We start from the raw sequence: 25,047 nt of genomic DNA, 5'->3' as shown, positions 1-25,047 counted from the left end.
TCCGTTCTTGCGATACTCGGCGACCTTCTGATCGGTCCCGGGTCCGGGATCAAGCCGTCTCACGGCGCGGCCTCTTCCTCCTCGGGCTCGTCCGAGACCGTCCGCCGGCAGCCCCATTCCGAAAGGATCGCGTTCAGGTCGTCGAGCACGAAATGGCGTGCGCTGTCGCGGTCGTAGCCGTCGTCGAGCAGCGAGTCGTACTCGGTGAAGACGTGTCGGGCGTAGGCGACGAGAGCGAGCCAGGCCGCCGTCTCCGGGACGGCACCGCGCAGGCCCGCACTCGACAGGGCGCGCTCGATCGTGGCCTCGGCCTCGAACGTCGGGAGACGCGGTGCGAGCCGCATCAGGGCCTCAGCGACGGCCTCGCGGCGGTTTCGGGGTATCGTGGACATGTGCCCTGTCGAACTCATCGCGCCAAGAACCTCTTTCGGCCGCGCTTCGGCGGCCGCTCACGCTTGCGACCCGGCAGCGCCGATGTCACTGTCGTCGAACCCCTGGGCCGTCGCTGCAGATCCTGGTGCCGCCGCGTCCCGTCTCTCGGAATCATGATGCCATGCGCCGCCTCCTCGGAGCATCCCCGCTCATCCTCGCCGTCGCGCTGACGGGTCTCGGCCTCGGATCGCCGGCTTTGGCGCAGGGCACGCCGTCGGCCTCTCCGTCGCCTAGCGCGGGCGTGCCGGCTGCTCCGAGCGCCGGCCGCAACGTCGCGGCAACGGGCCGCGTCATGCCGCCGCCGACCGGCCGTCCGGCTGCCGCTGACCGCCGCTCGAGCGAGTCGTCCGTGGCCGCCGACATGCTGAAGGCGCAGAAGGCTTCCGCGGCGCGGGAGAAGGCTTGGGATTCGAAGATGCGCCGGACGATGGGCTCGATCTGCTCGGGTTGCTGACGTCCGTCCCGGCTCTCGCCTCCGCGCGCCATGATCCGGTTCGAGGGCGTTTCCAAGTCTTTCGCGGGTGCCGAAAGGCCAGCCGTCGAGCGCCTCGATCTGACCGTACCCGAAGGGTCGACCTGCATCCTGCTGGGGCCCTCGGGCTGCGGCAAGTCGACGACTTTGCGCATGGTCAACCGGCTCGTCGAACCGGATGCGGGCCGCGTGCTGGTGAACGGCACGGACGTGGCGGGCGTCGACCCGGTGCGGCTGCGGCGCGGCATCGGCTACGTCCTGCAGGGGGTGGGGCTGTTTCCTCATCGCAGCGTCGCGCAGAACGTGGCGACGGTGCCGGCACTCCTGGGCTGGCCGCGGCGACGGATCGAGGAGCGCGTCGACGCCATGCTCGCTGTCGTTGGGCTCGATCCGGGCGTGTATCGCGACCGGCGCCCGGAGACGCTCTCGGGCGGCCAGCGCCAGCGGGTCGGCGTCGCGCGTGCCCTGGCCGCCGACCCGCCGATCCTGCTGATGGACGAGCCGTTCGGCGCTGTCGATCCCGTGGCGCGCAGCCGGCTTCGTGGCGAGATCGGCGCGATCCTCGAACGACTCGGCAAGACGGTGATGATCGTCACGCACGATCTCACCGAGGCACTGCTGATGGGCGACCGGATTGTGCTGATGCGCGACGGCGTCATCGTGCAGGCCGATACGCCAGAGCGGTTCCTGGCCAAGCCCGCCGACGCCTTCGCTTCAGATTTCATCGGGGCCGACCGGGTTCTGCGGCGCCTCGCCCTCGTCGCGGCTCGCGATGTGGCGGAACCGGGAGAGGCGCTCGGGGCGGCGCAGATCGGCCCCGAAGCCTCGCTCGAAGATGCGCTCGCCCTGATGCTCGCCTCCGGCGCCGACCGGCTCGCGCTCGACGGTGGCGGTCCGCCCAGGGTGCTCACCCTCGACGCCGTGAGGGCGGCCGTCCGGGAGGACGGCTCGCCCGCCGCCGGAACGGCGAGCGAGGCCTAAGCTGCCCTTTAGCCGGCGGCGCCCGCTTCGCGTTTGCTCGCCGCGCGGATGATGCCCGACAACCCGGCTTCGGCGACGGCATCGGCCGCATCGGAGGGCGAGAACCACTGGCCCTCCCGCTGGCCCTTCTCGGGCCATGCCTTGAGCTGCTTGCGCACCTCCAACGGAAACACCTTCACCTGGCAGAGCACGGAATCGCGGCTCTTGAGACGCTTGTCGTAGAAGTAGAAGCCCAGGGGGCGCTTGCCGATATGGCCGACGAGCCCCGCTTCCTCGTAAGCCTCGCGGGCCGCCGCCTCGTAGGGCTTGCGCCCCTTCATCGGCCAGCCTTTGGGGATCACCCAGCGCCGGCTCTCGCGGGAGGTGATCAGAAAGATCGAGAAGCTGCCGTCCGGCATCCGTCGAAAAGGAAGCGCGCCGACCTGGCGGCGTGGCTCGAAAACCGATTCCATCTGGACAGAACTCATGCCGCCTGGGCGGCCGGCCAGCGCCGGCCCATGACGGGCATCGATCGGTTGAACAGTCTCGTGCGCGGCACCATGAACTCAGTATCCAAGCCTAGCGCGAGCGCTCAAGCAGAAACTTATCTGGCAAAGCATTTTGCGGCTTCTCGTTCCCAATACGAGGCCGGCCAAGTGACGGGTTCGCGACAATTCGTGCCGCAGTGCAGGATTTGTCCTGCCGACCGGCTTGTTCACCCGTCAGGGAGTGATGCTCAGGTTCTCGATCAGGGCGTTGAGATCGGCGCGCATGGCCTGGATTTCCGGCTCGGTCATGTGGAGTTGGCACATCACGGATTGCCGCACCGCAAGCGCCTCGGCCCGCAACTCGCGCCCTCCGATGGTCAGGCCGACCTCCACCTCGCGCTCGTCGGTGCGCCGCCGGCTGCGGACGACGAAACCCGCCGTCTCCAGCCGCTTGAGCACGGGCGTCAAAGTACCCGAGTCGAGCCGGAGGCGCCGGCCGATCTCCGAGACCGTCACGCCGTCGGTCTCCCAAAGCACCAGAAGCACGAGGTACTGCGGATAGGTGAGCCCCATCCGCTCCAACATCGGCCGGTACGACTTTGTCATGCGGTGGGCGGCGGCGTAGAGCGCGTAGCAGAGCTGGTTGTCGAGAAGCAGCGGATCGCGAAGCTCTCCCGTCTGCTCGGTCTGCTCCTTCACCGTCCTCACCATCTCGCTGGGCCCCCCGCCCGTGGCGATGTTTGCCGGGGGGGCGAGCGCCGATGCTTCGGCACCCCCGCCGTGACCTGGGCATAGCACGATCGAGGAAGGAAGCCCCTGATATCCATGCACAAAACTCCCGGGAAATTTTTCATATTCCCGCATGGATGATCTGTCGATGCGTCGCGCAGTTCCGACGCGCGACGCCATCCCGCCGGGTCGCAGGGCAACATGCGCCGCCCCGACCCGACTAGACGCCCGCGCCCTGGAGCGCGCGCACGATAAGGATCACCAGCAGTACGGTGAGCAGCAATCCGACGATGTTGCCCGGCCCGCGATAGGCGCCGCGGAAGCCGAGATTGCCTCCTCCGAATGCGAGCAGGATCAGGATGATCAGGAGGATTTCGACAAGGCCCATCAATGCGCTCCGTTCTGAATCGGAGAGGCAACGGCGTTCAGGGCATGACGGTTTCGTGCCGGCGACGCTTCCGTCGCCGATCAGCTGCAAGATGTGACGGTGATCGCATGGGACGATCTGCCGATCGGCAGGTCAGGCGGATGCCGAAGCCGGCTCCGATCATCTCGTCCAAGTATTGGGATTGATTGGTGGGCGCACTAGGGTTCGAACCTAGGACCCGCTGATTAAGAGTCAGCTGCTCTACCAACTGAGCTATGCGCCCGTCGCCGAAACGACGACGCGGGGGCCACCAGTCCCCCGCGAGTGGGGGGCTGATAGCAACGGCGCCGGGGGCTGTCTACCCCCGACGGCTCAGTTTTCGTCAGACGGTCGCCGCGTGCTGCGCATGCAGCCTCACGGAGGTGGCCGAGAGCTTGTTCAGCGCAGAGAGATAGGCTTTCGCAGACGCCACCAGCGTGTCCGGATCGGCGCCGCGCGCGGTCATCGAGCGCTCGCCGGCCTTGAGGCGCACGGAGACCTCGGCCTGAGCGTCGGTGCCCTCTGTGACGGCGTGGACCTGATAGAGCTCCAGCACGGCATCATGCGGCACCATCGCCTTGATGCAGTTGAAGACCGCGTCGACCGGGCCGTTGCCGTCGGCCTCCTCGGTGAAGGTGCGGCTGTCCATGTCGATCTTCATAGTGGCGCGCTGCGGGCCGCGCGTGCCGGCGATCACCGAGAGCGAGACCAGCTTGATGCGGTCATGCGCCGTGGCGAGATTCTCGTCGACCAGGGCCTCGATATCCTCGTCGTAGACGTGCTTCTTGCGGTCGGCGAGATCCTTGAAGCGCTCAAACACGTCCTGCAACTGGTTGTCAGACAACGACAAGCCGAGCTCGGTCAGCTTGGAGCGGAAGGCGGCGCGGCCCGAATGCTTGCCCATCACCAGCGAGGTCTTGGTCAGCCCGACGGAGGCTGGGGTCATGATCTCGTAGGTGTTGGCATTCTTGAGCATGCCATCCTGGTGGATGCCGCTCTCATGCGCGAAGGCGTTCCGGCCGACGATCGCCTTGTTGTACTGCACGGGGAAGTTCGTCGCATGGCTGACGAGCTTCGAGGCGCGGGTCAGCATCGTGGAATCGATGCCGGTGTCGTAGGGCATCACGTCGCCGCGGGTGCGGAGCGCCATCACCACCTCTTCGAGCGCCGCGTTGCCCGCGCGCTCGCCGATGCCGTTGACGGTGCATTCGATCTGCCGTGCGCCGCCCTCGACGCCGGCGAGCGAGTTCGCCACGGCCAGGCCGATGTCGTTGTGGCAGTGGGTCGAGAAGATCGCCTTATCGGCGTTCGGCACACGCTCGCGGACTTGCCGGAACATGCTCCGGTACTCTTCCGGCGTTGCGTAGCCGACGGTGTCGGGCAGGTTGATCGTGGTCGCGCCCATGCGGATCGCCGCCTCGACGCAGCGGCACAGGTAGTCGATGCCGGTGCGAGTGGCGTCCATCGCCGACCACTCGACATCCTCGACGAGGTCGCGGGCCTGGGCGACGGTCTTCAGGATGATCTCGACGACCTCGTCCTCGCTCTTGCGCATCTGGTGCGCGAGGTGGATCGGCGAGGTCGAGACGAAGGTATGGATGCGTCCGCGCCGAGCGTGCTTCACCGCTTCGCCGGCCCGGGCGATATCGGCGGGAATGGCGCGGGCGAGGCCGGCGATGGTGGCGCGCTTGGTGCGCTTAGCGATCTCGCTGACGGCCTCGAAGTCGCCGTTGGAAGCGATCGGGAAGCCGGCCTCGATGATGTCGACGCCCATCGTGTCGAGCAACTCGGCGACGGCCAGCTTCTCGTCGAGGTTCATGGTGGCGCCGGGGCATTGCTCGCCGTCGCGCAGCGTCGTGTCGAAGATGACGACGCGGTCTTTGTCGGTGGTGCTGGTCATGGTCGTTGCTACCTTCTCGCGGTGCTGTTCTCCATCAGCGGGAGAGGCACCGAAACCCTGGATCGGTTGTCCGAAGCGCGTCCCCTGAAGGCCCAGGCGGCCACGCCCGGACGGCCCTCAGGGGCGGGTAAGGAGAAGGCCTGCGATAAGGAGCTTGGCGCGCGCGCTCGCCGCTGCGGAAGCGGTGGTCGAGATCGTCAGCGCTGAGCCGGCGAAAGCCACGGCTCGTCTCTCCTCGGTGTGGGCAACCCGGCATATCGCCGATCCCTGAACGCCGTATCTAACTTTGGCGCGAAAGCCTGACAAGCGTGCGGTTTCCGACAAGTGATGCGCGCCGGCCGCAGCAGCCGGAATTCGGGTCGTTTGCGACATTGCTCCGCAGGTCGCGCGATTGACCGGCCCAGGGCAGCGGCTCAGCTTCCGCGGACGAAGTGAACCTCCACGTCCTCGCAGTTCCGGAGACGTCTGCCATGTCGATCCGCCATTCGGGTCTCGTCCTCGCCGCCCTCATCGCCGCCGGCTCGCTCGGTGCCTGCAACAGCGATTCCAGCGTTCCCGGCCCAACGGCTGCGGCGGCACTCCCTGCGGAGGCTGCTGCAGTCGCTGCCCTGCCCTCGGGCAGCGGTTGCGGCCCGACTATCGCCCATACCCAGGCCATCGTGAGCAGCGACATCGCCACCGAGAACCTGAACGCCTCGGTCGGCAAGCGCTTCACGGCGGATCTCGATGCTGCGGCCTCCGCCTGCGCGGCCGGGCGCAGCGCCGAGGGCATGCATCTGCTCGCAGCGGCCAAGTCGCGGTACGGGTATCGATAGGCATCCGTCATTCCGGGGCGCCCGAGGCGAACCCGGAATCTACCCGTGATGCGAGGCGGCTGCGACCGTAGCGGCCAGTCGTGGATTCCGGGCTCTCGCTTCCAGCGAGCCCCGGAATGACGGCTGGAGACCGTCGCACGCACACGCTCTCTTGAGCCGGGCCGTCATCCTCTTCCCGTCAGCAAGCGCTACATCAACGCCCGCCGGACGACGCGACGTCGCCCAATGGAGGCTGGTTCATCGATGGCGAAACGGCTCACGCTCGCGGTCCTCTCGGTGATGGCGCTGTTCTCGTCCGCCCAGGCGCAACAGGCGCCCGCGCTCCACGTCGTCCTCGGCACGGCGACGCCGGGCGGGGGCTTCCCAGCTTATGGCGAGGCGCTGGCCAAGGCCGTGCACGAGGTCGATCCGGCTCTCACCATCGAGCTGCGCACCACAAAGGGCTCGACCGAAAACCTCGTTCTCCTGAAAGAGAGCAAACTCGATCTCGCCCTCGTCCAGGGCGAGTACGCCTTCGATGTACTTGCCGCCCAGGGCGACACGCCGGGCCTGACCGTGGTCGCACCCGTGGATACCACGCCCGGCATGTTCGTCGTGCCGGCGGCGAGCTCGATTCACGCCGTCTACGACTTGCGCGGCAAGGCCATCGCGCTCGGCACGCACAGCTCCGGCCTGACGGTGATGGGCCGGACCGTGCTGAAGGGCTCCGGCATCGATCCCGAGCACGACATCACGCCGATCCTGCTCGACCGCGCCGGCGACGGGCCGACGATGGTCCTGGAAGGCAAGGCGGCCGCGCTCTGGGGTGGCAGCGTCGGTTGGCCTGGGTTCAAGACGATGGCCGCTGCGCCCGGCGGTGCGCGCTTCTTCGGACCGGCGCCGGAAGCGGTCGAGGCCATTCTCGCCCTTCGGCCCTCGCTCAGGCGACTCACGATTCCGGCAAACTCCTTCAAGGGGCAGGATGCGGCGATCGAGACCGTCGGCTCCTGGAGCTTCACGATGGGTAAGCCGGGCCTCGACCCGGCTGTCGTCTCACGGCTCGTGCGGGCGATCGACCACAGCAAGGCGCGGCTGGCGCAGCTCTATGCTCAGGGCGGCGAGAGCGATCCGCGCAACCTGCCGGGCGCGACCAAGGTGGAGTGGCTGCATCCGGCGACGGTCGCTTACCTCAAGGAGATCGGCGCCGGTTCGAAGACGGATTCGAGATAGGCGCGGACGTAAGGCTGCATTCTGTCGGGATCGATGTCCGAGAGTCCACGCACGACCACCATCCCCGCGAGTTCCGGCTCCGCATCGTTTGCGTGATACGCAGCGATGCGGTCGACGAGATCCTCGGCGCGGCCGTCGAACCGCACGGGGCGAAGGAAGGCGAGCAGCTCGTCTCGGCGCAGCAGCATCCAGGGTGCGGTATGGCCGGCTGCGGGCAGCACCAGGCCGGTTTCTTCCTCGAATTCCCTCGCGGCACTGCCGGCTAAATCGACGATGCCGCCCTCGCGGATATCCTCGCGATCGGGGGTGCCGCAGGGAAAGTAGATCTGCCCGGCATTCGCCGTGTGAGCACCCATTCGCCCGAGCAGCACCGCGCCGTCGCTGGTATGCGGCACGATCGCCGCGAAAGCATTCAGCACCCCGGTCCGCACAGTGCTCCAGTCCCGAGAGGCGATGAAGCGCGAGTAGCGGGTCTCGAAGAACGCGATCTCGCAGGTCCCGTCCGCGATGGCGCAGCCCTGGCTCATCAGCACGGGGCCGTCGAACATGCTCGGTCGCTCGGCGATACGCCGCTGCCAGTTGCGCTCGATCGCCTCGGCGTTCTCGCGCGCCCAGGCCCAATCGTGTTCGGCAAGGCGGGCGGAAATCTGCGTGAGGCGCGTGAGGGCGAAGCCGAGCGGAGCGGTCTCAGACAAGCAGCTTGCCCTCGCTCACCACGACGGCGGTGCCGCCGATCTCAGCGGAGCGCAGCGCGCCTCCCTCGACCATGACCTGCAGGCCGATCTCGCTCGGGCGGCCCATGGCGTAGCCTTGTCGGATGACCACGTCATGCGTGCCATCGCCGAGCTGCTCGAACTGCATCAAAACACCGGCGAAAGCGGCCGCCGCCGAGCCCGTCGCCGGGTCTTCGGGAATGCCGCGATGCGGTGCGAACATCCTGGCCTGGTAGCGCCGCCCGGTCGGAGCCGGCTCCGGCGTGTAGAGATAGAGGGCGCCGGTCTTGCGCGCTGCGTGGGCACGATCGAAGGCGGCCGTGTCGAGCCTCGCCTTGTCCAGGGCCGCGCGGCTCGCGATCGGGACGAAGGTGAAGGGCTCACCGGTGCCGTGTCGGCTCGCCTTGTGCCGGAAATAGCCGATGTCTTCGGATTTCAGCCCGAGCATGTCGGCCAGCGTGCTAGCCTCCAGCCCCTCCCCGGCGAAGACCGGCAGGCTCGGTACCTTGAAGCGGGCGCGGCCCCTTCCCGTACCGGTCTCGACCACGCAGGGCACGACGCCGATTGTCTCCTCGAGCCCGAAGGCGGTGGCGTCGGCGTGATGTTCGCCCCGATGCGTGGCCCGGTCGCGCAGGGCGAGGAGCACGGCCGTGCCGACCGTCGGATGGCCGGCGAAGGGCAGTTCGCTCAGCGGCGTGAAGATGCGCAGCCGCGCCCGGTGCCGAGGCTGCTCGGGCGGCAGCACGAACACCGTCTCCGACAGGTTGAACTCCCGCGCGATGGTCTGCATCGCCGCGTCGTCGAGGCCTTCGGCGTCCAGCACCACGGCGAGCGGATTGCCCGTGAAGGGCTCCTCCGTGAAGACGTCGAGGGTCACGAAGCGGCGCTGGGTCATACGGTTCATCCCGGTCTGCGGGCCGCCAAGCGACAGAGATCGGAGGGCCGCGTCAAGGCCGCGTCGCGCAGGCGGTCACCGCTCGCAGTTCAGTGCCATCCGCTTGCGGAACTGTACGCGGTCGGCCTCGGAGGCGCGGCGCAGAATCACGCAGGTCGTGTAGTGGCCGTGCAGCCCGGCAGAGTCGAGGTAGCTCCAGTCGATCACCTCGTCGCGGCCGAAGCTGACCGTCTGCCCCTTGTGCAACTGCGTCGCGTAGACCGGGTTGTTGTCGAGGGTGCCGCTGACCCGGTCGCCCGTCGCCGTGAAGGGCATGACCCAAAAGAACTCGTTGCGCCCCTGCGGCCCCGTGAAACCGACCTTCACTGCGAAGCCGGTCTGGCCCTGGTGCGGAGCGGCGGCGAGCGCGAGAAACTCGGGCAAGGTCGCGCGCCCCTTCTCGATCGCGGCGCCCATCTCGGGATCGCTCTTCGCCACGTTGATCACGCCGCCGCGCTGGCTCGTCTCGTAGACGGGCTGCGCCATTGCGCCGAGGGGAGCGGCGGTGAGCGCGATGGCGAGAAGCGGGCGGCGAAGCATGTCCGACCTCAGCGTGGCGGCGGTCATCCGGCAAGATCATCGGGCAAGACGACGCCTTGACGACGCTCGACCCGTGACGGCGGGCGGCCTGTCACACGGCCTCGATCGGGAAGGTCTTGGTCGGGTTCACGAACTCGTCCTGCGCCTCGACCGTGAGAAGCTCCATCGAGCCGGCCTCGGCCGTCGCCTTCAGCAGGCCGTGGATCGAGGCGGCGCCCATGCCGAGCGCCGTCGCGGCCGAGCCGCTGCGCAGGTAGTGGACCAGGAACAGCGCGGCGACCGCATCGCCGGCGCCGCTCACTGCCTTCAGGTCGAGCCGCGGCGTGCGCACGCGCCAGAAGTGGCCGCCCTCGGCCGCCATCATGTCGATGGCATCGCCCGGGGTGGCGTCGGTGGTGAGGGAGGTGACGAGCACGACGCGCGGACCAAAAGCCTGGATGGCGGAGGCGGCCGCCTTGGCCTCGGCGAGGGTCCGCGTGGGCAGGCCGGAGAGCAGGTTCAGCTCGAACTGGTTCGGCGTGACGATGTCGGCGGCCGGCAGCGCGCGCTCTCGCATCAGCTCGGCGATGCCGGGGCGGACATAGACCCCGGAATCGGTGTCGCCGATCACGGGATCGCAGCAATACAGCGCCCCCGGGTTCGCCGCGCGGACCTTGGCGACCGCGTCGAGAATGGCCGTGCCGATATCGGGCGAGCCCATATAGCCCGAGAGCACGGCGTCGCAGTCGCCCAGCGCGCCGCGCTCCTCGACGCCCTGCACCACCTCCTCGATCGCCGGCCCGTCGAAGACGCGGCCGCGCCAGGCGCCGTAGCCGGTGTGGTTCGAGAACTGGACCGTGTGGATGGGCATGACGTCCACGCCCATGCGCTGCATCGGGAACACCGCCGAGGCGTTGCCGACATGGCCGTAGGCGACGTGGGACTGGATGGAGAGAACCTTCATGGCGCTCCCGCCGATGAGCCGAGCCGACGCCTGATAGCCGAGTTCGGCGAGCGGCACACCCGGCCTGGACGGTGGCGCGCACCGCGATCGACGGGATGCCCCGATTTCGGACAAAGGCGAACGACGCCGTTAATCCTAAAACAACGAAGTGATAGGCGCCGGATGAAATCCGCGTACGGATCGTGAGCCTGAGCGAGCCTCTCCATGGATCGCGAGAGGATCTGGCCCGTGTCGACATCCGTGGTTGCGCCGCCCGCAGGCTCGGACGCCAAGGTCCTGGTTCAGATCCAGTGGCTGCGCGCCGTCGCGGCCATCACGGTGGTGTTCCACCATGCGAACTTCCACTGGAACGGGCTGCGTGAGGCCCTCGATCTGCCGTCGGCCGATTTTCTCGGCCTCCATTGCTGGTGGTTCGGCATCTACATCTTCTTCGTGATCTCCGGCTTCCTGATGGTGCGCGCGAGCCCGGATTTCGGCGTGCCGGGCGCGCCACGGCGCTTCCTCGCGCGCCGCATGATCCGCATCGTGCCGCTCTATTGGCTGCTCACCACGCTCTCGGTGATCGCCGTGATTCTGATCCCATCGAGTGAGGTCATCGAGACGGGTACGCTCGCCTACGTCGTCAAATCCTACCTGTTCATCCCCACGCTGCGCGCGGCCGGCGACGTGCGGCCGATCCTCGGCCAGGGCTGGACCCTGAACTACGAGATGTTCTTCTACCTCTGCTTCGCCCTGGCGATGCTGCTGCCGCGCCGCCTCGGGCTGCCCGCGCTAACCGCCGCGTTCCTGGCGCTCGCCTGGATCGGTCGGGACGCCACGGTGGCGACGCCGATCTTCTACAGCGTCACCGACGGGCTGCTCGTGGTGTTCCTGTTCGGCTGCGGGCTCGGCCTCGCCCACGAGAAGGGGCTGCGGCTGTCCTGGCCGATCGCGCTCGCCACGATCGTCGCCGGCATCGCCTGGCTGCTCGCCAATCTTCAGGGTTCCGCGCCCTGGGTCGCGGGCGTGCCGGCACTCCTCGTCGTCGCGGGCGTTACGCTGCGGCCGCCGCCACGCGAAACCGTTGCGGGCCGCTGGTTCGCGGCGGTCGGAGATGCCTCCTACAGCCTCTACCTGACCCATACCTTCGTGCTGCGCGGCGTCTTCCTGGTCTGGAAGCGGCTCTGGCTGAGCGCCGCCACCGTCCCGTTCTTCATGCTGGCGTCGAGCCTCGCGGCGGTGCTCGCGAGCCTGCTGATCTATCGCTATGTCGAGCGGCCGATGACGAGGGCGCTGCTCGCTCGCTATCGCGCGATGGAAACGAGCGGCCGCCTCCCCGCGCTAGCGCCGGCTGCCGAGCCCCGCATCGCCTGATCGCCGGCGCTTGCGGGCCACGCCCGCTCCGGCCACATGCTGCGCTCCCTCAGGAGAATCCGCCGAGCATGGATTTCGACGCCATCCGCCAATCCGTCCTCGGCTTCGTCGAGCTGCACAAAGCCTGGACGCCGCTGGTAGCGGGCGTGCTGGCCTTCTGCGAATCCCTGGCCTTCCTGTCGCTGCTGGTGCCGGCGACCGTGATCCTGATCGCGATCGGCGCGCTGATCGGGGCGAGCGACATCCCGTTCTGGCCGGTGGTGACGGCCGCCGCCATCGGCGCGGCGCTCGGCGACTGGGTCTCCTACGAGTTCGGCCGATACTTCAAGGAGGGCGCCAAGACCTTCTGGCCGATGAGCCGCTACCCGGAGCCGACCCGCCGCGCCGAGGATTTCCTGCGCCGCTGGGGTGCGGGGGCGGTGGCGATCGGGCGCTTCTTCGGTCCGGTGCGCGCAGTGATCCCGCTCATCGCCGGCGCCTTCGGCGTGAACCGCCTGCCCTTCCAGGTGGCGAACGTGCTGTCGGCGGCTCTCTGGGCCTTCGTGCTGCTCGCGCCGGGAGCCGGGCTGCTCTCCTGGTTCCAAGGCTAGCGGCATGCGGCGCTTTCCGCCCGAGCGCATCGTCTGCCTCACGGAGGAGACCGTCGAGACACTGTATCTGCTCGGCGAACACGATCGCATCGTTGGCGTCTCCGGCTATGCGGTGCGCCCGCCTCAGGTGCGCCGGGAGAAGCCGCGGGTCTCGGCCTTCACGAGCGCGGATCTGCCGAAAATCCTGGCGCTGGAGCCGGACCTCGTCCTGGCGTTCTCGGACCTCCAGGCCGACATCGTCGCCGATCTCGCTCGCGCCGGCATCGCTGTGCACCTGTTCAATCAGCGCGACCTTGCCGGCTGTCTCGCCATGATCCGGACGCTGGGCGCGCTCGTCGGCGCCTCCGAAAAGGCCGAGACCCTGGCGCAGGTTTACGAGCGAGATCTCGCCGCCGCTGCCGAGACCATCCGGGGACGGCCGCGGCCGCGCGTCTACTTCGAAGAGTGGGACGAGCCGATGATCTCCGGCATCGGCTGGGTCAGCGACCTGATCCGAGCGGCCGGTGGCGACGACGTCTTTTCGGAGCTGTCCCGGGCGCAAGGGGCGAAGGGCCGGATCGTCACCTCGGAGCAGGTCATCGCTGCCGCGCCGGACATCATCCTCGCCTCCTGGTGCGGGAAGAAGGTCAACGTGGAGCGCATCCGCATGCGGCCGGGCTGGGCGGCGATCCCGGCGATCGTGGCGGGACGCATCCACGAGATCAAATCGCCTCTGATCCTACAGCCGGGGCCGGCAGCGCTGACCGATGGGTTCGCGGCGATCCGGGCGGCTCTTGCCGGCTGGTCGAAGGTCTAGGTCGCCGCAGGCTTCGCCTTGGACTTTCGCGACGCCACGTTGAGAGCGATCGCCGCACGCACGAGGGACTGGAAGGCTGTCGAGTCGATCTCGTCTCCCTCGCGGATGTCGATGGCCCTCCGGACATTCCCGTCGAGACTGGAATTGAAAAGCCCCTTGGGATCGTCGAGCGCGGCGCCCTTGGCGAAGGTGAGCTTCACGACGGCCTTGTAGGTCTCGCCGGTGCAGATCTGGCCGGCATGCTCCCAGACGGGAACGCCGCGCCATTTCCATTCCTCGACGATATCGGGATGAGCCTGGTGGATCAGCGTGCGGACATGCGCGAGCATCCGGCCACGCCAGTCACCGAGTTCGGCAATGCGCGTATCGATCAATTCCGACGGAGAGCGAACTTCCGACGCATCAGGCTCGTCCATGGAAGGCTCCTCCCTCGGCTGCGCGGTCGTCAGCGGTACGACCCGCGGGCAAGCTTCTAGCCCGACAAGCGGCCGAAGCGGGAGCCATCGGCCGCTGCGGCACGAACCGGCGGCGTCCTTGCTCAATCCAATCGTGTCGCGGCTGCCCACTCGGGCGACAGGCCTTATAGCTGATAATAGGAATAAATGTTTTACGTGAAACGTCGCGTGAAACCGGGGATGACAAGCCGGGCCGCAGATGATTCAGTCGAGCGCCACCATCACGCGTCGCCGTCCATGTCAGCTGCCCTCGCTCATATCGTCTTGCCGCCGGACCGCCGCCAATCGGCGAGGGCGCTCCATGTCCAGCGCGGCGTGCGCCGGCTCTTCGCCGGAATGGGCTGCGTCTCGTTGCCGGAATTCTCGCTGGCGAACGGCCGCCGAGCCGACGTGATCGCGCTCTGCCCGGCTGGGCGACTGACCATCGTCGAGATCAAGTCGAGCGTCGCGGATTTCCGCGCCGACCGAAAATGGCCGGACTATCGTGATTTCTGTGACCGCTTCCTGTTTGCGATCCCCGAGAGCGTGCCGGAAAGTCTGATCCCCGAGGAATGCGGCCTCATCGTCGCCGATGCCTTCGGCGCGGCGATCCTGCGGGAGCCGGAGGAGCACGCCCTCAGCGGAGCCCGGCGCAAGGCCGTGACGCTGCGCTTCGCCCACGCGGCGGCGGGGCTGCTCCATGCGCTGGCCGATCCGGGGGCGATCGGAGACGGGGCGCTCTGACCCGATGCCGTCATTGCTTCGCTGTGCTCGGAATGACGGCAGCCCCGCTCACCCGTGCCAATTCTGGCCGTGATAGATGAACCGGTCGCCCTCGCTCGCCAGGGCCGCGAGCCCATTGAGGGCCGGGTCGTTCACCGTGATGACGCTGGTCGGGATGCCGTGCATCATCTTGGCGAAGGGCGGCTTGTGCTCGAAGCTCTTTCGGAAGCCGCCCTGGTTCAGCACCGGCAGGATGCGCGGCGCGATACCGCCGCCGATATAGACGCCGCCGGTGGCGAGGAAGGTCAGGGCGAGGTCGCCGCAGACCCGGCCGAGATACTTCGAGAAGAGCCGGATCGCCTCCGCCGCATGGGGGTCTTCGCCCGACAGGCCGGTCTCGGTGACCTTCGACGGGTCGATGGCCGAGCCGCCCCCTCCGCCGCGCACCCGCGTCACGGCCGCATGGAGCCGGGCGAGGCCGGGGCCGGAGAGCAGCGCTTCGACGGTGATACGGCCTTCCAGCCGTTCGAGGCCGGGCCAGATCTCGAAGTCTTCGTCGTCGGTCGGGCCAAAATCGGTGTGGCCGGCCTCGGTTGAGACGATGGCGAGGCGCTCCTCGTAGGGCACGAGCGCGGCGGCGCCGAAGCCGGTTCCAGGGCCGAGGACGAGCCGCGCGCCCTGGCCGGAATGCTTGACCTCGCCGATCATCGAGAGATCGCTCTCGGTGATGTGCGCAGCGCCGGCCGCCACGGGCACGTAGTCGTTGACGACAACGACGCGGGTCAGCCCGAAATCCTTGCCGATGCGCTCGGCCTCGATCACCCAATCGGCATTGGTCAAGCGCACGGACGGCGCGTCTACCCGGCCCGCGATGGCGAGAACGGCCGAGCGCGGCTTGGCGTCGCCGCCCTTGCCGAGGGAGGCGCGGATCGCGGCGCTGATGTCGGGATGACCCTTGGTGGGCTCGTGGGACAGCATCCGCGGCGTGCTGCCAGCCTGCTCGATCAAGCCGAAGCGGGCATTCGTGCCGCCGATGTCGCCGAGGAGGACCGGAAATTCGAACATGGCGTCGCCGTCTCGCTTCGCCCCGCCGGTCGGACCGGTTCTGTGGGGCAGGCTATCGAATGGAATTTCGGTCGCTTCAGGCCGGCGGCAAGGCGTCGGGGTTGATCGGCGCTCCGTTGGCCCAGCCGGCGATGAGCGCGCGGACATCGGCGGGGGCAGCTAGGCGTCGGCGCGCGATGGTCTCCTCGTCGCCGATGCGCACGCTGACGCCGCCATCGGCGTTCACGCTCTCGAAGGCGAGCTCGTCCGTCTTGTCGTCACCGAAGAAGATTGCGCGTCGCCCGGCATAGGGCGGCCGCTCCAGAAAGGCGCGGATGGCGTGGCCCTTGGTGGCATCGGCCGGAACGACCTCGCCCACCGCCTTGCCGAGTTGCAGCCGGTAGGCGGAGCCGAGTTCGGCCGCGAGCGCCTTGACGATGCCTTGCGCGGCCTCGGTGTCGGCCTCGTTGGCGAGGCGCCAGTGCACGGCGACGGAGGCGCCCTTGTCTTCGATCAGCACCTTGTCGAGGGAGGCGGCCTGCTGCTTCAGCCGCTCGACGCCGGCGCGCAGTGCGGGATGATCCTCCGGACGGCCGCCGCTGAGTTGGCCGTCGACTCGGCGTTCGACGCCGTGAAGGCCGGCGACGTCGAAGCGTGAGGGTACCAGGAAATGGTCGATCACGCTGACCGGCCGCCCGGTCACGATCGCGAGAGCCCCGCCGAGGCGGCTCTTCAGGCTCTCGAGATTGGGGACGAGCGTCGGGTCGACCTGTACCGCGTCGGGGGTCGGCGCGAGCTCGGCGAGCGTGCCGTCGAAATCGAGGAAAACGGCGAAGGCGTCGGGCTCGCTCACGCGGTGTCCTTTCGGAGTGTCGTCAAAGCGCTAGCTTGGGCGGAGGCTTCGAAAGGCAATATGCGGATGCGCAGACCCGATCCGATCCCGCCGGCTCCCGGACAGGAAAGCGTCAGGGACTACCCGCGCCCTCCCAGGCTCGAGCGCGTGGAGCGGCGGCTGCAGGTGATCTTCGGCTGCCAGGTCATCGCCGACTCGACGTCGGGCTGGCGCGTGCTCGAGACGAGCCATCCGCCGACCTACTACTTCCCGCGGGATGCCGTCGCGCCGGGCGTACTCGGCGTGCCTCAGCGCGCTGGGATCTGCGAATGGAAGGGCCGCGCGGTGCTGTTCGATGTCACGGCAGGTGGGCAGACTGCGGCGGGAGCGGCCTGGGCCTATCCCGATCCGACGACGGGCTTCCGCGACATAGCGGGCGCCGTGGCATTTTACGCCGGGCCAATGGAGGCTTGCTGGGTCGGCGAGATGCGCGCCGAGCCCCAGCCCGGCGGCTTCTATGGTGGCTGGATCACGCCCGACGTCGCCGGCCCGTTCAAGGGTGGGCCGGGGATGATGGGCTGGTAGGCTTACTTCACGCCGAGCAGTTCTACGTCGAAGATCAGCGTCGCGTTCGGGGGGATGACGCCGCCGGCGCCGCGGGCGCCGTAGCCGAGGGCAGCCGGGATGAGAAGGGTGCGCTTGCCGCCCACCTTCATGCCGGCGACGCCCTCGTCCCAGCCGCGGATGACCTGACCGCCGCCCAGGGGGAAGGCGAAGGGCTGGTTGCGGTCGCGGGAGCTGTCGAACTTCTTGCCCTTCTTGCCGCTCTCATCGAGCCAGCCTGTGTAGTGAACGCTGACCTGCTGGCCGGGCTTGGCCTCCGCACCGGTGCCGACGACCTCGTCGGTATAGGTGAGGCCCGAGGCCGTGGTGACGGGAGAGGCGGCGGAAGCGGCGGCTGTCATGGCGAGGGCGAGTGCTCCGGCAAAGAGGGTCGAGCGCATGGATCGTTGATGTCCTGGCTGCTGCTGAACGGGCCGCGAGTTAGCACGGCGCGCGCAGCGACCCAACCGCCGCCCTGTCGATCGTTCGGTCCGACTCGTCAAAGATAGTGCCGGAACACGACGTCCGAGGCGGCCTGCTGCGTGGTCGCTGGGGCCTCACTGTCTTTCGTGGGACGGCAGGGTCCGAGGGCGGCGGGCACCGCCAAGGCCAAGAGTGTCAGCAGCCAGTGGAAAGACAGCTTGGACGTCATCGGCACACTCCTCGATGGTCTCGGCTCCCCCGGTGACTGCTTTCGCAGACAGCCTGGACTTGCGGTTCCTGTGTGGATCAGCGCGGCCATTCGGGCTGTGCCGCTGCGCACATCGGGGTTAATGGCTGGCGTCGGCCCTTGCGGGGCCGCACAACCTTTGCCGCCGACGATCCCTAGAGGAGCCGCCCGTGTTCTCGACCGATGCCTGGACACGAAACGCCGCGATCTACGAGGCGACTCGCACGCACCCGTTCAACCGGGAGCTCGCCGCCGGCACGCTGCCGATGGCGGCCTTCCGCCACTACATGATCCAGGATGCGCATTACCTCGTCGCCTTCGCGCAGGCGCTCGCCGTGGCCGCGGCGAAATCCGACGATCCCGACCACATCGTGCAGTTCTCCGGCGCAGCGTCAGTGGCGATCGAAGTCGAGCGCTCGCTGCACACTGACTATTTCCGCCGCTTTGGGGTCACGGATGCCGAGGTCGCGGCCACCCCGCCGACCCCGGTGGCCCACCACTACCTCAGCTTCCTCATCGCCAGCGGGTTTCGCGAGCCGCTCGGCGTGCATCTGGCAGCGATGCTGCCCTGCTTCTGGATCTACCGGGAAATCGGCAACGATATCCATGCGAGCGCGGCGGCAGACAATCCATACCGATCTTGGATCGATACCTACGCCGGCGAAGACTTTTCGCAGGCCGTCGACGCGATGATCGCAGTGACGGACGCAGTCGCCGAGCAGGCCGGTCCGAAGGAGCTCGCCGGGATGCATGCGGGCTTCACCCGCGCATGTCAGCTCGAATGGATGTTCTGGGACTCGGCCTATCGCGAGGCGGCCTGGCCGGTGTGAGCCGCCCAAGACGACGCCGGCATGAAGGCGGAGAGACTGAAACCGGTCAGTAACGCGACTGAACCGCCGCCCGGAACTCCGCCGGGCAGCGTGCCTCGACCCGCGGGCCGATCACCACGTCGCCCTGGCGCGGGGTATTGACGGTCAGCGGTGCGGTATCCTCGGTGCCGAGTGCGAAGCCGGGGCCGAGCTGCTCTTCGAAGAAGCCGTTGCCGATCTCGTAGTAGCATCGGTCGATGATCGCCGAGTAGCTGAGCGAGGACCGGTAGACCGCGCCCTCGGGGCCGCCGCGTCCGCAGACCAGGGCGACATCCACTTTGCCCGGCTGGCTGAAGACGATCGATTGCGAATGATGCGGCGGCACTGTGACCCACGGGCCGCCGTCACGGCTGATCAGCGCCGTCAACGCCGACTTGTTGACGATCTTGCGCGTGCAGCCCGCTTCGGCCGGAGCGGCCGCCAGCCCCGCGAGCAGCCCGGTTACGATGAACCCGATCGTCGTCGCTCTCACGTCCGTCATCCCTGGAAGTGCCGAAATTCCGCTTCGAACGGCGGTAGCACGAACGCCGGGGTGCCGGAAGGATCGCTGGGCCACGCTCTTCGCCGTAGTGCGTCGGGCTTGATCGCCGGGGGGCAACGCGCGACAGGGCTCACAGCGACCCGATCACCATCCGAGGTATGCCCTGCCGATGAGCGCACCCGATTCGACTCCGACGAACGAGCTACTGTTCGAGACCGACCAGTCCGGCATCGCTCGTATCACGCTCAACCGGCCGCAGGCGCGCAACGCGCTGACCTTCGCGATGTACGAGGGTCTGATCACCCTGAGCCGGCAGATCGAGGAGGATCGCTCGATCAAGGCGGTGATCATCACCGGTGCCGGCGAGAAGGCGTTTGCCGCGGGCACCGACATCGCCCAGTTCCGCAGCTTCGAGAAGGCCGAGGACGCGCTCGGCTACGAGCGCTTCATGGACCGCGTGCTCGGCGCGCTGGAACGCCTGCGCGTTCCGACCATCGCGGCGGTGGCGGGCGCCTGCACCGGGGGCGGTGCTGCCATCGCTGCGGCCTGCGACATGCGCATCGCCACGCGCGACGCGCGCTTCGGCTTCCCGATCGCGCGTACGCTCGGCAACTGCCTCTCGCTGGGCAACCTGAAGCGGCTGTCCGGTCTGATCGGGCCGGCCCGCGTGAAGGACATCCTGTTCACGGCCCGGCTCGTCGGAGCGGAGGAAGCGTTGGCGATCGGTCTCGTCAACGAAGTGGTCGAGGACTCCGGCACCCTCGGACAGCGCGCTTCGGAGTTGGCGACGCTGCTGGCCAGCCACGCTCCACTGACGCTCCAGGCGACCAAGGAAGGCCTGCGCCGGCTTGCCGAGAAGCCATCCACCGACGACGCAGCTCAGCCCGGCAACGACCTCATTCTGATGACCTACATGAGCCGCGACTTCCGCGAGGGCATGGAAGCCTTCCTCGGCAAGCGCCCTCCGAAGTGGGAAGGCCGCTGAGCCGAGGGCCAGACCCTCTCGAAAAAAGCCGGGTCGGAGGCGTCAGACGCCTTCGGCCGGCTCGGCGTCGCGATCGCCGAAATTCGCGACGATCACCGGTTTCTTGCCGCGGATATGCTCGCGCATCCGTTTGGCCAGGCCCTCGCCGTCGCGGGCACGTAGCCGATCCATCAGGCCCTCGTGCTCCTCCACGGCCTGCGCCCATTGCTCGTCGGTCTGGTGCGCCCGGTAGCGCGAGCGCTGCGTGCGGCCCGAGAGGCTGCCGTAGATCGACTGCAGCGTCGCGTTGCGGCTCGCGCTCATGATCGCTTCGTGGATCTCGCGGTTCAGGCGGAAATACTCGATCTCTTCGCGCGCCTTCCAGGCTCCGATCATGCAGGCGTGCTTGTCCTCGATCGCTGCGACCTCCTCCTCACCGATCGTCCGGCAGGCGATGTCGCAGGCCGTCGCCTCGAGCCCGGCGATGACCTCGATCATCTCTTCGATCTCGGCTTCGGAGATGCTGGCGACTCGGGCGCCGCGGTTCGGGAGCAGCTCCAGCAGTCCTTCCGTGGCGAGGATCTTGATGGCCTCGCGCAGGGGCGTGCGGGAGATGCCGAAGCGTTCGGTCAGCTCGCCCTCGTTGATGCGCGCCTTCGGCTCGAGCTCACCCGTCTGGATGAGTTCGCGCATGCGCTCGGCCACCTCGTCGTGCAGGTAGCGCCGGTTGATGCCGATCCCGGCCTCGATCTTCGTCATAGACCCATAAGAGTTTGGAGGGCTTCCCGAAAAGCGCCACGCCACCGGACGCTAGGCTGAGCCGTGACGCATGTCGAGGCGACTACCCGTGATTGAATGCGGCAGCCACATCAAATGTCACAGGAGCCCCAAGCCCTGCAACTAGACTTAAGACGGCTACTTAAGATGCCCTTTAGCGACCGATGATCGCGTTCAGCGACGATGGGTCGATACCGCCGGCCCCCGCACCCCTGCTGGCGGGGCCATCGATACCTCCCCCGCCAATGCCCGCGGTGCCGAGCGATTGCTCGATCTTGTCGGTGCAGATCTGCTGGCAGATCGGCTCGACCATCGCCTGCGGCTGGCAGACCGGGATCGCCTTCCCGCGGACGCAGACGCATTGGCACTCCGCCGATGCGAGGCTCGGCAGCAAGATCAGGGCGAGGCCGGCCAGGATGGATCGCATGGTGTGAACCCGCTCGATGGATCGCTGCCGGATGATAACCCGGTTTCCGAAGCGCGCGTGATGTGCCGGAGGCACAGAGAGGCGCCGACTCAGGTTTCTCCGTCACCAACCGAAGCGGCCCAGGCCTGGACCTGGTCCATCCAGGCATCCGGCGACAGCACTGCGATGCCGGGCAGCACCATGAGCGGCGTCACGCGCTCGGCGCGGTCGCGCTCGCCGAGCTTCACGGCGCCCTTCCGGGCGAAAAGCCGAAGAATGTCGATCAGCCGAGTCTCCTCGGGCGGGTCGCTGCGCGCGGCAGTTCGGATTTTTTCCGCGATGTCGTCGGTGGTGCTTTCGACGATGCCGTCGGTGGTGACGCGGTGATCGCGCAGGCCTTCTTCGTAAACGAGCCGCAGAGACAGCAGCACCAGCGTCTCGTCCTTCCGCAACCGCTCGGCAGGTGCATCGAGCCTGGCGCCCTCCGCCGGCACGCGTAGAAAAATCATCTGGTCGCGGTGCGAGATCTCGAAGTCGTAGCCGAGGCAGGCGAAGTAATCGCGGAAGAACGGCGCGTAGTGGCGTGCGAGTTCGTAGGAGCGGCCGATGCCGGGCGTGTCGGCATAGATCACCTGGATCTTCAGCAGCGCCTGGAGAGCGCGGATCAGATCCTCCTCCCCGGGCGCCCTCGATCCGGAAGGGGGCGGCTCGTCTCCGTCGACGATGGCGCGGAACGGCTCAAGCATGCTTAGCGCGCTCGACGGTAAAGTCTGGGCAATCGAGCCAGCCGTTCTCGATACGGCCCTCGATGCGGGTCAGCCGATAGCGGCCTGAGAGCGCGCCGTCGAACAGCACGTCGAGTTCGCGAAGACGTTGGAAGACCACGAAGGAATCGACGTCGTCGATTTCGATCTCCGAGGCGCGGATCGGTTTTCCGATCGCGAAGCGCGACTCCAGGAAGGCGGCGATGGTTTGCGGCGTGACGGTCGTGCGGCGGCGAAATTCGTCCTTGGCCATGGCAAAGGCCTCGATCGAAGCATCGCTCGCCACGTCCGGCAGCGGCTCCGTGACGATGGCGCGGCGCTTCAGGCGCGGCGAGTAGAGATGCGGCGGTCCGATGGGCGGCCGCAGCGATAGGATCGGCGGCTGGGGTGCCTTTGTGGGGTCGGCCACGGCGCCGACAGCTCGCAAGGCGGCGGCCGTGCGCTCGATCCGGGCGCTGTCGCGATTGCCCTCGTAGCGGAGCGCCGCAGCGATGCGCCGCTCCATCCGCGCCACGATCTCGGCCACCACGTCGAGATGGCGGTCGAGGCCTTCGAAGATAGCGAGAATCTCGGTGAGATCGGCGCGCACGCCGCGTTCGGCCGCCTCGATCCCGGCCGCCCTGCCCTCCCGCACTGCGCCGTCCGCCAGCGCCCGCACGGTCAGCGGATCGCGCAGAGCCCGGCCGGCCTCGCGGACGATCCCGGAGCGGAACCGGAACGGGTTGAAGCGGGTGTGCAGCGTCCGGTAGTCGCTGACGAGATAGCGCTCGACGAATTCCTCGAAATACAGCCGGAAGGCCGCGCGCAGGTCGTCCTCGGCGAGGATGCGCTCCTCGATCTTGCGCATCGAGCCGGCGAGCCCGCGCAGATGCCCCAGAAACTCGCGTGAGGATTTCGCGGCGTTGTTCAGGGCCTCTGAGCGCTCGCCCGGGTTCGACGTCGCGCTCTCCAACGCGCTGAGCACGTCGAGCACCGCACCGCCATAGGAGCGGGTCTCGCCGCGATCGAGGCGGGCGAGATCGTCGAGGAGCAGCCGCGCCTCTGGATCGAGGTCGACCACGGGCACGTAGCGCTCGCGCCGCTCCACCAGCCAACCCGCATCGAGCAGGCGCCGGTAGACGGCGGAACGTCGCTCGATGGGATCGACGGGTGTGGTTTCGTCGTCGGCGATCTCGGCCTGGGTCCAGTCCGCGCAGAAATCACCAATCGCCGCGAGCAACTCGCTTTTGCGAAGCGGCTCCATGGTCTCGCCGAACAGCCGCGCGCGCAGGTGCAGCAGCAGAGCCGCATTGAAGGCCCGGCTCGGCGAGGCCAGCGGCTTGAACAGATCGTCGGAGAGGTGGGTGAACAGCATCGTCTCGACCGGATGCGCGAGGACAAGCCTCCGCACGGCCTCAGGTCAAGGCAACAGCGTGCCACCTCTGACACAGGGGACGGAGCGCGTCGTCGTTATCCCCTGTCTCATGATCTGCGAACGCGCCGGAATCGCGGTCGGAGGCCTCGATTTCTCGAACGGGGCGTAGAAACGTCGCACCTCATCGCCAAGATTATTCGAACAGAATCAATAATTTATCTTGATCGCATTGTCCCGCTTGGCCTGGATTCGAGCCCTCGAAGTTGAACCCATCCCGGCGACCATCGTTGGCTACACATGTTGACCCGCCGAGGGTCGAAGACATGGAGCGAACTTTGAAGAGAATCGCAGTCATGACCGCCGCGGCGCTGATCGGTGCCGGCAGCCTCGCATCGACCGGTGCAGAGGCACGCGGACGCGGCGGTGCCGTCGCAGCGGGCGTTATCGGTGGTCTCGCGCTCGGTGGCCTCGCCGCCGGAGCCGCGGCGAATTCAGGTTACGGCTACGGCTATGGTCGTCCGGCCTACGGTTACGACGACGGCTATTACGGTGGCGGCTACCGTGGCGCCGGTTATGGCGCCTACGATTACGGCCCGCGCTATCGTCGTCCGGCCTACGATTATTACGGCTATGGCTACTGAGGTTTGAGACCTCGAAATGCGAAGCGGCCGTGCCTTCGGGCACGGCCGTTTTTTTGTGTCTCGCAGCCAGCGTACCGATCTCAGCCCAACGACGCCGCGTCACGGGCTGCGATGGTCTCCGACCAGATCACAGCGCGGGCGGCCATGCCGATATGCTGGCGCTCGTACATGCGGCCCTCGACCTTGATGGCGGCGCGTTTTTCGTTCTCCGGCAGGTCAAACGCCTCGATCACGAGGCGGGCGCGGCGCACCTCCTCTTCGGTCGGCGCAAACGAGGTATTTGCCGGCTCGATCTGGTTGGGGTGGATCAGCGTCTTGCCGTCGAAGCCGAGGTCGCGTGCTTGCCGACATTCCTCGCGGCAGCCCTCCGGATCTGCGATGTCGTTCCAGACGCCGTCGAGGATGGTGAGGCCTTCTGCGCGGGCCGCCGCGAGAGCGAACATCATCCAGGGCAGCATCGGCACGCGCCCGCGCACCAGCTGAGCCCATGTGTCCTTGGCGAGGTCGTTGGTGCCGAGCACGAAGCAGGTCAACCGGGTGCGTCGATCACGGCGTGCCTTGGCGATCTCGGCGATGTTCAGGATGGCGGCCGGCGTCTCGATCATCGCCCAGATCGCGATGGATTCCGGCGCGTCCAGAGCCTCGAGGTGGTCCGCGATGCTCTCCAGCACGGCGGGCGAGGACACCTTCGGCATCAGGATCGCGTCGGGCTTGGCCTGAATCGCGGCGCGCAAATCGGCCTCGCCCCAGGGCGTCTGCGGAGCGTTGACGCGGATGATGAGCTCCCGGTGGCCGTAGCCGCCGCCCTTCACGGCGTTGCAGACCTGCTCGCGCGCCAGGTCCTTCGCCTCGTTCGCCACGGCGTCCTCGAGGTCGAGGATCAGGGCGTCGGCCGGAAGGGTCTTTGCTTTTTCGAGGGCGCGCTGGTTCGAACCCGGCATGTAGAGCACGCTGCGGCGCAGGCGGAGGTCCGACATCGAGGTTCCCTTTGGCATGGCGCAGACCCTTAACGTGCCCTGAGACCGATTCCAGCGCTTTGCATTCAAAATGCATAGGAATCGACGACAGTGCACGGAGACTGTAAGTCGCTGGCGACCGTATCTGCCAGTGGATCGAAGATTGTCCACGGCGGCCGGCAGCGTCCCGAATGGCGACGCTTGGAGAATTCCGCTGCTGCGGCCGTGACTTGCGTTGAGAACGGTTGG

Annotated in this window: 32 protein-coding genes and 1 tRNA gene; 12 read left to right on the top strand and 21 right to left on the bottom strand. The window is 67.8% G+C overall.

Going from position 1 to position 25,047, the window contains the following annotated elements:
• Window positions 1-59 precede the first annotated feature (59 nt).
• Window positions 60-392 carry a DUF2293 domain-containing protein gene (locus GGR33_RS10100; RefSeq protein ID WP_246412942.1) on the bottom strand — a complete coding sequence of 111 codons (333 nt, stop codon included), beginning with the start codon at window positions 390-392 and terminating at the stop codon, window positions 60-62.
• A 161-nt stretch (window positions 393-553) separates the two neighbouring features.
• Between GGR33_RS10100 and GGR33_RS10095 the strand changes: the two genes are divergently transcribed.
• Together GGR33_RS10095 and GGR33_RS10090 are read left to right on the top strand one after the other, a co-directional pair.
• Window positions 554-886, top strand: coding sequence for a hypothetical protein (locus GGR33_RS10095; protein WP_183504569.1), 333 nt, complete (start codon window positions 554-556; stop codon window positions 884-886).
• A gap of 30 nt (window positions 887-916) precedes the next feature.
• Window positions 917-1,885, top strand: coding sequence for an ABC transporter ATP-binding protein (locus GGR33_RS10090; protein ID WP_183504567.1), 969 nt, complete (start codon window positions 917-919; stop codon window positions 1,883-1,885).
• Window positions 1,886-1,893: 8 nt separating this feature from the next.
• Here GGR33_RS10090 and GGR33_RS10085 read toward each other — a convergent pair whose 3' ends face one another.
• The 5 genes from GGR33_RS10085 to GGR33_RS10065 form a co-directional block, all read right to left on the bottom strand.
• Window positions 1,894-2,337, bottom strand: a complete 444-nt coding sequence (locus GGR33_RS10085; RefSeq protein WP_425488764.1) for an NUDIX hydrolase — start codon at window positions 2,335-2,337, stop codon at window positions 1,894-1,896.
• A gap of 249 nt (window positions 2,338-2,586) precedes the next feature.
• Entirely contained in the window at window positions 2,587-3,063 is a 477-nt protein-coding gene (locus GGR33_RS10080) for a MarR family winged helix-turn-helix transcriptional regulator (RefSeq protein WP_183504563.1), read from the bottom strand.
• Window positions 3,064-3,301: 238 nt separating this feature from the next.
• Window positions 3,302-3,469, bottom strand: coding sequence for a DUF3309 domain-containing protein (locus tag GGR33_RS10075; protein WP_183504561.1), 168 nt, complete (start codon window positions 3,467-3,469; stop codon window positions 3,302-3,304).
• A gap of 186 nt (window positions 3,470-3,655) precedes the next feature.
• A tRNA-Lys gene (locus GGR33_RS10070) sits at window positions 3,656-3,731 on the bottom strand.
• Window positions 3,732-3,830: 99 nt separating this feature from the next.
• On the bottom strand, window positions 3,831-5,387 hold the full coding sequence (locus GGR33_RS10065; RefSeq protein ID WP_183504559.1) for a 2-isopropylmalate synthase: 1,557 nt from the start codon (window positions 5,385-5,387) through the stop codon (window positions 3,831-3,833).
• A 470-nt stretch (window positions 5,388-5,857) separates the two neighbouring features.
• Here GGR33_RS10065 and GGR33_RS10060 point away from each other — a divergent pair, with 470 nt between their 5' ends.
• Together GGR33_RS10060 and GGR33_RS10055 are read left to right on the top strand one after the other, a co-directional pair.
• Window positions 5,858-6,202 (top strand): hypothetical protein, encoded by a 345-nt coding sequence (locus tag GGR33_RS10060; protein ID WP_183504556.1) that lies wholly within the window; start codon window positions 5,858-5,860, stop codon window positions 6,200-6,202.
• 243 nt (window positions 6,203-6,445) lie between these two features.
• Entirely contained in the window at window positions 6,446-7,411 is a 966-nt protein-coding gene (locus GGR33_RS10055) for a TAXI family TRAP transporter solute-binding subunit (RefSeq protein ID WP_183504554.1), read from the top strand.
• Here GGR33_RS10055 and GGR33_RS10050 read toward each other — a convergent pair.
• From GGR33_RS10050 to pdxY, 4 genes are all read right to left on the bottom strand, one after another.
• Window positions 7,366-8,106: an NUDIX hydrolase gene (locus GGR33_RS10050; RefSeq protein WP_183504552.1), complete on the bottom strand. Its 741-nt coding sequence runs from the start codon at window positions 8,104-8,106 to the stop codon at window positions 7,366-7,368. The genes GGR33_RS10055 and GGR33_RS10050 overlap by 46 nt on opposite strands.
• Window positions 8,099-9,019 carry a PhzF family phenazine biosynthesis protein gene (locus GGR33_RS10045; protein WP_183504549.1) on the bottom strand — a complete coding sequence of 307 codons (921 nt, stop codon included), beginning with the start codon at window positions 9,017-9,019 and terminating at the stop codon, window positions 8,099-8,101. Before GGR33_RS10045 ends, GGR33_RS10050 begins: the two co-directional genes overlap by 8 nt.
• A 75-nt stretch (window positions 9,020-9,094) precedes the next feature.
• Entirely contained in the window at window positions 9,095-9,598 is a 504-nt protein-coding gene (locus GGR33_RS10040; RefSeq protein ID WP_183504547.1) for a YegJ family protein, read from the bottom strand.
• A gap of 91 nt (window positions 9,599-9,689) precedes the next feature.
• The gene (gene pdxY, locus GGR33_RS10035; protein WP_183504545.1) at window positions 9,690-10,541 is read right to left on the bottom strand and encodes a pyridoxal kinase PdxY; all 852 of its coding nucleotides are present in this window, start codon (window positions 10,539-10,541) and stop codon (window positions 9,690-9,692) included.
• 228 nt (window positions 10,542-10,769) lie between these two features.
• Between pdxY and GGR33_RS10030 the strand changes: the two genes are divergently transcribed.
• From GGR33_RS10030 to GGR33_RS10020, 3 genes are all read left to right on the top strand, one after another.
• Window positions 10,770-11,894 carry an acyltransferase family protein gene (locus tag GGR33_RS10030; RefSeq protein ID WP_183504543.1) on the top strand — a complete coding sequence of 375 codons (1,125 nt, stop codon included), beginning with the start codon at window positions 10,770-10,772 and terminating at the stop codon, window positions 11,892-11,894.
• Between the two features lie 68 nt (window positions 11,895-11,962).
• Entirely contained in the window at window positions 11,963-12,484 is a 522-nt protein-coding gene (locus GGR33_RS10025) for a DedA family protein (protein ID WP_183504541.1), read from the top strand.
• A gap of 4 nt (window positions 12,485-12,488) precedes the next feature.
• Window positions 12,489-13,280, top strand: a complete 792-nt coding sequence (locus tag GGR33_RS10020; protein ID WP_183504539.1) for a cobalamin-binding protein — start codon at window positions 12,489-12,491, stop codon at window positions 13,278-13,280.
• Here GGR33_RS10020 and GGR33_RS10015 read toward each other — a convergent pair.
• Entirely contained in the window at window positions 13,277-13,696 is a 420-nt protein-coding gene (locus tag GGR33_RS10015; RefSeq protein WP_183504537.1) for a DUF1801 domain-containing protein, read from the bottom strand. The genes GGR33_RS10020 and GGR33_RS10015 overlap by 4 nt on opposite strands.
• A 276-nt stretch (window positions 13,697-13,972) precedes the next feature.
• On the opposite strand from GGR33_RS10015, the gene GGR33_RS10010 reads away from it, so the two are divergent.
• Window positions 13,973-14,458, top strand: a complete 486-nt coding sequence (locus GGR33_RS10010; RefSeq protein WP_183504535.1) for an MmcB family DNA repair protein — start codon at window positions 13,973-13,975, stop codon at window positions 14,456-14,458.
• 48 nt (window positions 14,459-14,506) lie between these two features.
• On the opposite strand, the gene GGR33_RS10005 is transcribed toward GGR33_RS10010, so the two are convergent.
• Window positions 14,507-15,502 (bottom strand): glucokinase, encoded by a 996-nt coding sequence (locus tag GGR33_RS10005; protein ID WP_183504532.1) that lies wholly within the window; start codon window positions 15,500-15,502, stop codon window positions 14,507-14,509.
• A 76-nt stretch (window positions 15,503-15,578) separates the two neighbouring features.
• Window positions 15,579-16,334 (bottom strand): trehalose-phosphatase, encoded by a 756-nt coding sequence (otsB, locus tag GGR33_RS10000; RefSeq protein ID WP_183504530.1) that lies wholly within the window; start codon window positions 16,332-16,334, stop codon window positions 15,579-15,581.
• A gap of 66 nt (window positions 16,335-16,400) precedes the next feature.
• On the opposite strand from otsB, the gene GGR33_RS09995 reads away from it, so the two are divergent.
• Window positions 16,401-16,898, top strand: coding sequence for a DUF427 domain-containing protein (locus GGR33_RS09995; RefSeq protein ID WP_183504522.1), 498 nt, complete (start codon window positions 16,401-16,403; stop codon window positions 16,896-16,898).
• A gap of 2 nt (window positions 16,899-16,900) precedes the next feature.
• Here the strand turns inward: GGR33_RS09995 and GGR33_RS09990 are convergent, their stop codons facing one another.
• Both GGR33_RS09990 and GGR33_RS09985 read right to left on the bottom strand, forming a co-directional pair.
• Window positions 16,901-17,317, bottom strand: coding sequence for an FKBP-type peptidyl-prolyl cis-trans isomerase (locus tag GGR33_RS09990; RefSeq protein ID WP_183504520.1), 417 nt, complete (start codon window positions 17,315-17,317; stop codon window positions 16,901-16,903).
• 98 nt (window positions 17,318-17,415) lie between these two features.
• On the bottom strand, window positions 17,416-17,568 hold the full coding sequence (locus GGR33_RS09985; RefSeq protein WP_183504518.1) for a hypothetical protein: 153 nt from the start codon (window positions 17,566-17,568) through the stop codon (window positions 17,416-17,418).
• 188 nt (window positions 17,569-17,756) lie between these two features.
• Here GGR33_RS09985 and tenA point away from each other — a divergent pair, with 188 nt between their 5' ends.
• Window positions 17,757-18,416: a thiaminase II gene (gene tenA / locus GGR33_RS09980; protein ID WP_183504516.1), complete on the top strand. Its 660-nt coding sequence runs from the start codon at window positions 17,757-17,759 to the stop codon at window positions 18,414-18,416.
• Window positions 18,417-18,462: 46 nt separating this feature from the next.
• Here tenA and GGR33_RS09975 read toward each other — a convergent pair whose 3' ends face one another.
• On the bottom strand, window positions 18,463-18,927 hold the full coding sequence (locus tag GGR33_RS09975) for a hypothetical protein (protein ID WP_425488763.1): 465 nt from the start codon (window positions 18,925-18,927) through the stop codon (window positions 18,463-18,465).
• Between the two features lie 178 nt (window positions 18,928-19,105).
• On the opposite strand from GGR33_RS09975, the gene GGR33_RS09970 reads away from it, so the two are divergent.
• On the top strand, window positions 19,106-19,921 hold the full coding sequence (locus GGR33_RS09970) for an enoyl-CoA hydratase/isomerase family protein (RefSeq protein ID WP_183504507.1): 816 nt from the start codon (window positions 19,106-19,108) through the stop codon (window positions 19,919-19,921).
• A 42-nt stretch (window positions 19,922-19,963) separates the two neighbouring features.
• On the opposite strand, the gene GGR33_RS09965 is transcribed toward GGR33_RS09970, so the two are convergent.
• The 4 genes from GGR33_RS09965 to GGR33_RS09950 form a co-directional block, all read right to left on the bottom strand.
• Window positions 19,964-20,659, bottom strand: coding sequence for a GntR family transcriptional regulator (locus tag GGR33_RS09965; protein WP_183504505.1), 696 nt, complete (start codon window positions 20,657-20,659; stop codon window positions 19,964-19,966).
• A gap of 172 nt (window positions 20,660-20,831) precedes the next feature.
• Entirely contained in the window at window positions 20,832-21,104 is a 273-nt protein-coding gene (locus GGR33_RS09960) for a hypothetical protein (RefSeq protein WP_183504504.1), read from the bottom strand.
• Between the two features lie 89 nt (window positions 21,105-21,193).
• Window positions 21,194-21,829: a DUF4194 domain-containing protein gene (locus GGR33_RS09955; protein WP_183504502.1), complete on the bottom strand. Its 636-nt coding sequence runs from the start codon at window positions 21,827-21,829 to the stop codon at window positions 21,194-21,196.
• On the bottom strand, window positions 21,822-23,201 hold the full coding sequence (locus GGR33_RS09950) for a Wadjet anti-phage system protein JetA family protein (protein ID WP_183505076.1): 1,380 nt from the start codon (window positions 23,199-23,201) through the stop codon (window positions 21,822-21,824). Before GGR33_RS09950 ends, GGR33_RS09955 begins: the two co-directional genes overlap by 8 nt.
• 335 nt (window positions 23,202-23,536) lie before the next feature.
• On the opposite strand from GGR33_RS09950, the gene GGR33_RS09945 reads away from it, so the two are divergent.
• Window positions 23,537-23,842, top strand: coding sequence for a hypothetical protein (locus GGR33_RS09945; RefSeq protein ID WP_183504500.1), 306 nt, complete (start codon window positions 23,537-23,539; stop codon window positions 23,840-23,842).
• Window positions 23,843-23,922: 80 nt separating this feature from the next.
• On the opposite strand, the gene GGR33_RS09940 is transcribed toward GGR33_RS09945, so the two are convergent.
• Window positions 23,923-24,819: an HpcH/HpaI aldolase/citrate lyase family protein gene (locus GGR33_RS09940; protein WP_183504498.1), complete on the bottom strand. Its 897-nt coding sequence runs from the start codon at window positions 24,817-24,819 to the stop codon at window positions 23,923-23,925.
• Between the last annotated feature and the right edge of the window lie 228 nt (window positions 24,820-25,047).

The organism is Methylobacterium brachythecii (genome assembly GCF_014196345.1).
Classification (GTDB): domain Bacteria; phylum Pseudomonadota; class Alphaproteobacteria; order Rhizobiales; family Beijerinckiaceae; genus Methylobacterium; species Methylobacterium brachythecii.
The sequence above is the reverse complement of the archived record's forward strand: the minus strand, read 5'-3'. Positions and strand labels throughout refer to the sequence as shown.